Consider the following 8,094-nt stretch of genomic DNA (forward strand, 5'->3'; position numbering starts at 1 on the left):
TAACGTTGATACAGAATGCGGGCACTTTGCACACCGGGCGCGGAACGGATGGCCTGCATGTTTTCGTCCGTCGGCGCTATTTTCCATTCGGGGCCGAGGCGGACGACAGCCTTGGCCAAGCCGGAATAAACGCGGCAACTCACAGGGACACCTTCAACGCGCATGGGGCGCATAAGCTCGATGAGCGCCTGCGCCTCGGCGGCATCACAGTCGGCGGACAGCGCCAGCAAAATCCCGCGTGCCTTTTCCAGTCGCGCCTGTTCCAATAGAAGCAGGCGTTTGCAGCGTACCCGTATGCCGCCGCTGAAGTTATCGAATACCGCATCGCCTTCGACGATCACCAGTTGGTCACGCTCAACCTGTGCGCTGATCCGGTCGATTTCATCGCCGGTGATACGAACTTCACAGCGGCCTTCGCCATCATCGAGCGTCAGGAACAACTGCCGATCGCCGTTTTGCTGGCGCACGATCCGCTCGGCGATGTTCAATCCCGCGACTGTGACCGGCACGCCTTTAGGGAACGTGCCCGGCGCCGGAATATCCAGCTTGTCGAGCAGGCCCGATAGCGTGTCGGATACCAGACTTTTGAGTTCGTCGCGGAAGGCGTGAATCGGGTGCCCGGTGAGGTACAGCCCCAGGGTGTCCTTTTCCTTGCGCAACTGTTCGGCATCTGGCCAGGGTTCGAGCTGTGGAATCGGCACGCGGATGGCCGTTTCCGGCGCATCAAACCCGCCGAACAGATCACCCATGCCCGCAGCCTCGGCCGCCTGAATCTGGCTTGCCGCCTTCATGGCATCGGGGATATGCGCGAACAGACTGGCGCGATTCGGCCCCAAGGTGTCCAATGCGCCCGCCAGCACCATCGCTTCGAGCACGCGCTTGTTCAGTGCCTGGCTGCCGACGCGCTGGCAGAAGTCGTTCATATCGACAAACGCGTCCCCGGCCTCGCGGGTCTCCACGATTTTCTGGATCACGCCCTCGCCCACGCCCTTGATGGCGCCCAAACCGTAGACCACGGTCTGCTCATCCAGTGCCTGGAACTTGTAGGCGCAGTGATTCACATCCGGTGGGATGACTTTAAGCCCCATGCGCTGGCATTCGCCGATCAAACCGACGATCTTATCCGTGTTGTCCATATCGGCGGAAAGCACGGCAGCCATGAAGTGCGCCGGGTAGTGCGCCTTGAGCCAAGCCGTTTGATAGGCCACGAGCGCGTAGGCGGCCGAGTGCGATTTGTTGAAGCCGTAACCGGCGAACTTTTCCATCAAATCGAAGATGTAACCGGCCTGCTCCGGGTTCACTTGCTTGGATTTTGCCCCCTCCAGGAAAATTTCCCGCTGCTTGGCCATCTCCTCGGGTTTTTTCTTGCCCATCGCCCGCCGCAGCAAGTCCGCGCCGCCCAGCGTGTAGCCCGCCAGAATCTGCGCGATCTGCATGACCTGTTCTTGATACACGATGACGCCGTAGGTCGGTTTGAGCACCTCGGTGAGCCAGGGATGCAGGTACTCGATCTTCTGCTCGCCCTTTTTGCGCAGGATAAAGTCGTCCACCATGCCCGATTGCAATGGGCCCGGCCGGAACAGCGCCACCAAGGCGATGATGTCTTCGAAGGTATCCGGTTGCAGACGGCGAATCAGATCCTTCATGCCGCGCGATTCAAGCTGGAAAACCGCGGTGGTTTCGCAGCGCTTAAGCAGGTTGAAGCTGGGCTTGTCATCCAGCGGGATGGCGCTGATATCGACCGGTGCCTTGCCGAGTGCCTTGCGCGTGGCATTGATCGACCTCAGAGCCCAGTCGATGATGGTGAGGTTGCGCAGCCCCAGAAAGTCGAACTTGACGAGGCCAACGGCTTCGACATCATCCTTGTCGAGCTGGGAGGCGGCCGACGCACCGTTCGATTCGCAGTACATCGGCGTGAAGTCGGTCAGCTTGCTCGGCGCGATGACCACGCCACCGGCATGCTTGCCGACGTTTCGGGACAACCCCTCCAGCGCCATACCCATATCGACGATGGCCCGGACTTCCTCGTCGCGCTCGTACAGATCACGGAATTCCTGCGAAAACCGTTCCTGTTCTTTCTGTGAACGTTCGGTGCGGCCCAAAGCGTCTTCGAGCGTCACATCCAGCCCCGGCTTCATCGGAATGAGCTTGGCAATCCGATCGACAAAACCGTAGGGATAGCTCATCACCCGCCCGACATCCCGCACCACCGCTTTGGCCGCCATGGTGCCATGCGTGGCGATCTGCGAGACCGCCGCACGGCCGTAGCGCTCCGCTACATAATCGATGACCCGGTCGCGCCCCTCCATGCAGAAGTCGATATCAAAATCGGGCATCGATACCCGCTCGGGGTTCAAAAAGCGTTCGAACAGCAGATCATAGGGGATCGGGTCGATATCGGTAATCAGCAGCGCCCAGGCCACCAGCGAACCCGCACCGGAACCGCGCCCCGGCCCCACGGGAATGCCCTGGCGCTTTGCCCACTGGATAAAGTCGGCCACGATGAGAAAGTAGCCCGGGAAGCCCATCTGGATAATCACGTCGAGTTCGATATTGAGCCGTTCCCGATATTCCGCATGCTTCTCGGCGGGCACACGCTCGAACCGATGCTCCAGGCCCTGCTCGCTCAGCGTGCGCAGGAAATCGGCTTCCGTTTCACCATTGGGCGTCGGGAAGTTGGGCAAAAAATTCTTGCCGAGCTGCAAGGTGACGTTACAGCGCTCGGCGATTGCGAGGCTGTTCTCGATCGCTTCCGGAATGTCGGCGAACAGCGCCTGCATTTCATCGGCGGGACGCAGGTATTGAAGCTCGGTGTAATCGTGCGGACGGCGCGGGTCATCCAGTGTCCGCCCCTGCTGGATACACACCCGCACTTCATGCGCTTCGAAGTCTTCCCGATCGAGAAAACGCACATCGTTGGTGGCCACCACGGGCAACTGCGCCTGTTCGGCCAACTCGACGGCGGCGTGCAGATACTTTTCTTCGTCCGGGCGACCGCAACGGGTCAGTTCAAGATAGAAGCGATCAGGAAATCGTTCGGTCCAAAATTTGAGTGCCGCCTTGCGATCCTTTGCCTTGCCGTGCAGCAATAACTGACCGATTTCCCCCAGATGCCCGCCACTTAAGGCAATCAGCCCCGCACATTGTTCCTGCGTGAGCCAATCGCGCCGCAGCATGGGGCGACCATCAATCTGCCCTTCGCAATAGCCGCGAGAAAGCAATTCGGTCAGATGGCGAAACCCCAGGTTGTTCTGGGCCAGAAGCACCACGCGGTACGGATTACTGCCCGGCTCATCCACAACCAGGCAATCGGCCCCAAGAATCGGCTTGATGCCGCTTTTGCGTGCCGCCTCGTAAAACTTGACCATCGCAAACAGATTGGCCTGATCGGTCAACGCGAGTGCAGGCAAACCACGCTCTTTGGCGGCAGCCAGCATCGGTTTGATGCGCAAGGTGCCATCGACAAGCGAGAATTCGGTGTGCAGGTGCAGGTGAACAAAACTCATGCAGCGAATTTTTCCATAAAAGCCATAAAAAGACAGGTGCCTGAAATATCAAAGCCAGAAAGAAAGCATGTGTAGCGTTGCAACGATATGCCCAAAAACGATCCAGCCCGTTTAGATGGCTCTAGAACTGCACATCGGGCAGATCGGCAACAACGCGTACCCGTCAAAGGCGAATTTTCAAGGCGGTATTGTTTCATGCCAGCAACACGAAGCGCCGGTTTTTTTCACATACCCATTCGGGAAATCATAAAAAAATCGTATGCTGCCCTCTGTGTTGGGTACTTTATGTGTTTTTGGATCGAATGACGGCGGCGCCTCGTGCCTTTTCGTCGATCCCACAGCCCATCGCGAGTTGAACGGAACGGCGCGCGCTACTGATTGAGTTCCCCGCAGGAAACCCCAAAGCCGCCACCCTAGCAGCCTGTTTTTGTTTACCCCTGACCTTCGAGAGCGTGCAGATGTTTCGCCGAAACACGGTTTCCCCCGTTTCCCCTTTTTCCTTCCGCCCAATCCCATTATCCAGTTGGTCCTTCCGCTGGATAATGGGATTGGGCTTGCTCATCCTGTCATTGACGATGGCGGCACATGAGGCCTTCGCCTTTGGTTTCCAGGATGCCGTCATTCAGGCCAAACAACTCGCCAGTCAATCCTACTCGCCCGACCCGCAAATCCCGGAAGCGCTGAGTCAAATCGATCAGAACACATTCGAGCGCATTGCCATCAAACCCAGCGCATCCCTGTGGCAAACAGCCCGTTTCGGCATCGATCCGATTTCTGCCGGGTATATCTACGATCAACCGGTCGATCTGTACGAAGTCACGCCCGACTCCGTCGCGCCAATCATGTTCGACAAAAACAAGTTCGACTGGCCCAGCCAGGCCTTTGCACAGACCGTACCGGCCAACCTCGGATTCGCCGGATTTTCCGTTCACTACCCGCTCTCGGGGCAAGATGCACGCGATGTGATGCTGACCTTTCTCGGCGGGGCTCAGTTTGGTGTGGTCGCGGCCAATCAGGTGCCGGGCGCGCATGCACGCGGCGTGGCGATCGATACCGGTTTGCCGCAGGGTGAGCAATTTCCCCGTTTCACCAAGTTCTGGCTGGTCCGCCCGAACCCGAGCGACCTGCAACTCACCATTTACGCCCTGCTCGATGGAAAATCCCTGACCGGTGCCTACGAGTTCGTGATTCGCCCGAACGGCTCTCGTGTGGACGTTCATGTCACGGCGTCCCTGTTCCCTCGAACGGGCATCAGCCGTTTGGGTCTGGCGCCGTTATCGACCATGTATTTTTACGGCCAAACCGGTCAGCGCCCGGCGGGTCAATGGCGACCGGCAGCCTATGAATCCGATGGCCTGCTCATGCACACCGGTGAAGGCGACTGGGTATTTCGCTCATTGCAAAATCCTGCGACTTTGCGGGTGAGCGAATTTGCGGCGGATGGCATTCGCGGATTCGGCTTCATGCAGCGCCAAACCCGTTTCTGTCAGTTCGAGGATGCCATTGCACGCTTTGAGCGCCGCCCCTCGCTGTGGGTCACCACGGAGGCGGGTTTTGGCAAGGGAAAAATCGTTCTGGTTCAGATTCCGACCAACAGCGATCTCCACGAGAATCAGATTGCGTTTTTCCAGCCAACCGAGGTTGTGGATACCGCCCATCCCGTCTCCTTTGCCTACACACTGAGTGCGGGCAACAGTGATGTGGCGCAAGAACCGCTGGCACAGGTTCGCCGCCCCTTGATTGGCACAGTTAAACTTAAAGCTGATGACAAAAACGAAAAAGCCTATCGCATTAATCTTGATTTTTCCGGCGGGCGCCTGGGTTCACTGGCCAGCAATGAGCCGGTCATCGCCCAAATTGATACTTCCGGCACTGCCAATATTCAGGAACAGGCGGTCATTCCCTTGCCCGAAGCGGGACACTGGCGTTTATCCATGTTGCTGGTTCCCACGGGCAAATCTGTCGTCACCATCGATGCATCGTTGGCTCTGAACAAAAAGATCATCTCCGAAACATGGCGATATGATCTCCCTTCCGATTTGACACGCTTCGGACAGATGAAATGAACGACACGTCACCCGAAGTCAGCCCGGCACCCGACAACACTCAGTGCGAATACCCGGTCGCCATCTGCGGCCAGTTGCGCTGGTTGCAGCGGCGCGTGTTCTATCAGTTCCTACAAACTGGTTGCCCGACGATCGATCTGCAAGCGAATCTGGATATTGAAGACAATCAGGCCGATCTACGCCAGCGCCTTGCCGTCCCGATTCCCGAACTGTGCGCCATGCCACCGATCCTGCGTGGCAGCGTCAAACACGCCCATCCCAACACCAAACACAACCAAAAGCCGTCATGACCGATTTCGTCCTGCCTTCGACAAAAGATGCCTTTCGCCGCATCGCTCTGGTACGCCGGTGGGTTTTTACCGCGTTTGTGTTGCTACAGACCGCGCTTGGCATCTGGGGGATGATTCTCGTTCTGCCGTATCACGGCTCGACGACCATTGAAAAGGCCATCCTGATTACGTTCATCCCGCTGTACGCCTTCGTGGCCGCGGGTTCGTGGATGGCGCTGTTCGGTTTTTATCTGCGGCGGCGGTATAAAAACAGGGGTGATGCACACAGCCTCATGAGCCGCTTTGCCGACCGGCTACCCACAACCGGGCTCGTGAAAACCGCCGTCGCCCTGCCGATTTATCACGAGGACGTCGAGCGCGTCTTTCGCGGCCTGCGCGCCAGCATCGAATCGGTACTGGCAACCGGTCATGGCGAGATGTTCGAATTCTTCATTCTCTCGGATAGCCGCGATCCCGAAATCTGGCTGGAAGAACGGGCCGCCTGGCTCGCACTGTGCAACGACCTTGATCTGCATGGCCGGGTGCACTACCGTCGCCGCCGAGTGAACCTGAAGGCCAAAACCGGCAACGTATCGGATTTTCTGCGCCGATGGGGCAGAAACTTCAAATATTTCATCGTGTTCGATGCCGACAGCGTCATGTCGGGTGAAGCATTGGTCACCCTCGTCCGCCTGATGGAGTGCGAACCCAAGGCGGGGATGATCCAGACCGTGCCCCGCCTGTTCAACGCCCGTTCGGCCTTCGCGCGGATGCAGCAATTCGTCACCCATCTCTATGGCCCGCTGTTCAGCGAGGGGCTGGCCGCGCTGCAACTGAACGAAGCGGTTTTCTGGGGCCATAACGCCATTATCCGAACCGAAGCCTTCATGGCTCACTGCGGGCTCAAAAGCATGCGCGGCTTCGGCCTGTGGCGCGGCACCGTGCTCAGTCACGATTTTGTCGAGGCGGCGTTCATCCGGCGCGCGGGTTATGAGGTTTGGCTGGAAACCGCTATCGAAGGCAGTTTCGAGGAATCCCCGCCTTCGCTGGATGACGAATTGATTCGGGACAAGCGCTGGTCGAAAGGCAACCTGCAACACCTGCGCTTCTTCGGTTTTGAGCGGGGTATTGCGACCGCACACCGCATGGCCTTCATGAACGGGATCTTTGCGTATCTGGCCTCACCGGTCTGGTTCCTGTTCCTGCTGTTTTCCACCATCGAAGTCGCTCAATTCGCGGCGGGCGACATCAATTATTTCCCGGACACCCGCAGCCTCTACCCCAACTGGCCGCAATGGCACCCGCAGTGGGCCATCATTCTGGTCACCAGCACACTGGTCACGTTGTTTTTGCCGAAAGTGCTGGCCGTGTTTGACTTGCTGATCTTCGAAAACAGCCGGCGTCAGGGATTCGGTTCCACAGTCAAGCTGCTGCAAGGATTCTTTCTGGAGAACCTGTTTTCCATTCTGCTTGCCCCCATACGGATGCTTGCTCATTCGGCCTATGTGGTGCAGGCGATCCTGAACGTCACTGTGCGCTGGGCCGGACAAAACCGCAGTTCGGAAATCGGTTGGTTGCAGGCGCTGATTCGCCACGCGCCGGGCATGATTCTGGCGATTACCTGGTCGGGTATCGCTCTGTACCTCGATGCCAACTTTTTTTACTGGACGATCCCGATCAGCTTGTCTCTGCTCTTGGCCGCGCCCATTACCGTGTGGCTCTCTCGATTCACCCTGGGTGACCGCTGGCGCAGGCAGGGCATCTGGCGCACGCCGCCGGAGCAGAATCTGGGCGATCAGGTGCTGGTCGACTTTGCCGAACTGGATATGCCGCCACTCAAGCCTCAAAATGCGCCAAACTGGTTGAACTGGACGCTCCTGCATCCCAATCAGGCGCGCATTGCCGCAGCCCTCGCGCCACATCGCAGCGGGGCGGCGAAACGGGCATCGACAGAGCTCAAGGAAAAGCTCATGGTGGAAGGCTTACAAGCGCTTGATCGCCGCAAGGCCGCCCGCATCCTGGATGATGCCGAGGCCGTCATGCAGCTGCACCAACATGCGTGGATGGCGCCACCCGACGATCCCTGGGGACGTCAGGTCGATCACCTGACCCGTCTAATTTGTATTAAGGGGCACCTCGAAAAACCCCATCCATTCCCCACAGCATCCGGTAAAATTCGATTCATCTGACCACCATCTCTTTTGCTTCCAATGAAACGACGCAGCGCCATTAAGACCGACCTATTTGCCGACC

The 8,094-nt window shown here is 58.2% G+C and carries 4 protein-coding genes; 3 read left to right on the forward strand and 1 reads right to left on the reverse strand.

Annotation, left to right across the window (positions count from 1 at the left end; genetic code table 11):
* The coding region (gene dnaE, locus PHD44_RS11715) for a DNA polymerase III subunit alpha (RefSeq protein WP_300191951.1) at positions 1 to 3,506 on the reverse strand (3,506 nt) is incomplete at its 3' end.
* Positions 3,507 to 4,060: 554 nt separating this feature from the next.
* On the opposite strand from dnaE, the gene PHD44_RS11720 reads away from it, so the two are divergent.
* From PHD44_RS11720 to mdoH, 3 genes are read left to right on the forward strand one after another with little or no spacing between them, the layout of a single operon-like run.
* The gene (locus PHD44_RS11720; protein ID WP_300191953.1) at positions 4,061 to 5,572 is read left to right on the forward strand and encodes a glucan biosynthesis protein G; all 1,512 of its coding nucleotides are present in this window, start codon (positions 4,061 to 4,063) and stop codon (positions 5,570 to 5,572) included.
* Positions 5,569 to 5,862 (forward strand): hypothetical protein, encoded by a 294-nt coding sequence (locus tag PHD44_RS11725; protein WP_300191955.1) that lies wholly within the window; start codon positions 5,569 to 5,571, stop codon positions 5,860 to 5,862. Before PHD44_RS11720 ends, PHD44_RS11725 begins: the two co-directional genes overlap by 4 nt.
* The gene (gene mdoH, locus PHD44_RS11730; protein WP_300191957.1) at positions 5,859 to 8,030 is read left to right on the forward strand and encodes a glucans biosynthesis glucosyltransferase MdoH; all 2,172 of its coding nucleotides are present in this window, start codon (positions 5,859 to 5,861) and stop codon (positions 8,028 to 8,030) included. Before PHD44_RS11725 ends, mdoH begins: the two co-directional genes overlap by 4 nt.
* Positions 8,031 to 8,094 lie beyond the last annotated feature (64 nt).

The sequence above is a fragment of the Halothiobacillus sp. genome, from assembly GCF_028710545.1.
In the GTDB taxonomy this organism is placed as follows: domain Bacteria; phylum Pseudomonadota; class Gammaproteobacteria; order Halothiobacillales; family Halothiobacillaceae; genus Halothiobacillus.

Bases quoted from the DNA above. Each gene is read 5' to 3' on its own strand.
- mdoH (WP_300191957.1), top strand. From the start codon at position 5,859: ATGACCGATTTCGTCCTGCCTTCGACAAAAGATGCCTTTCGCCGCATC.
- PHD44_RS11725 (WP_300191955.1), top strand. From the start codon at position 5,569: ATGAACGACACGTCACCCGAAGTCAGCCCGGCACCCGACAACACTCAG.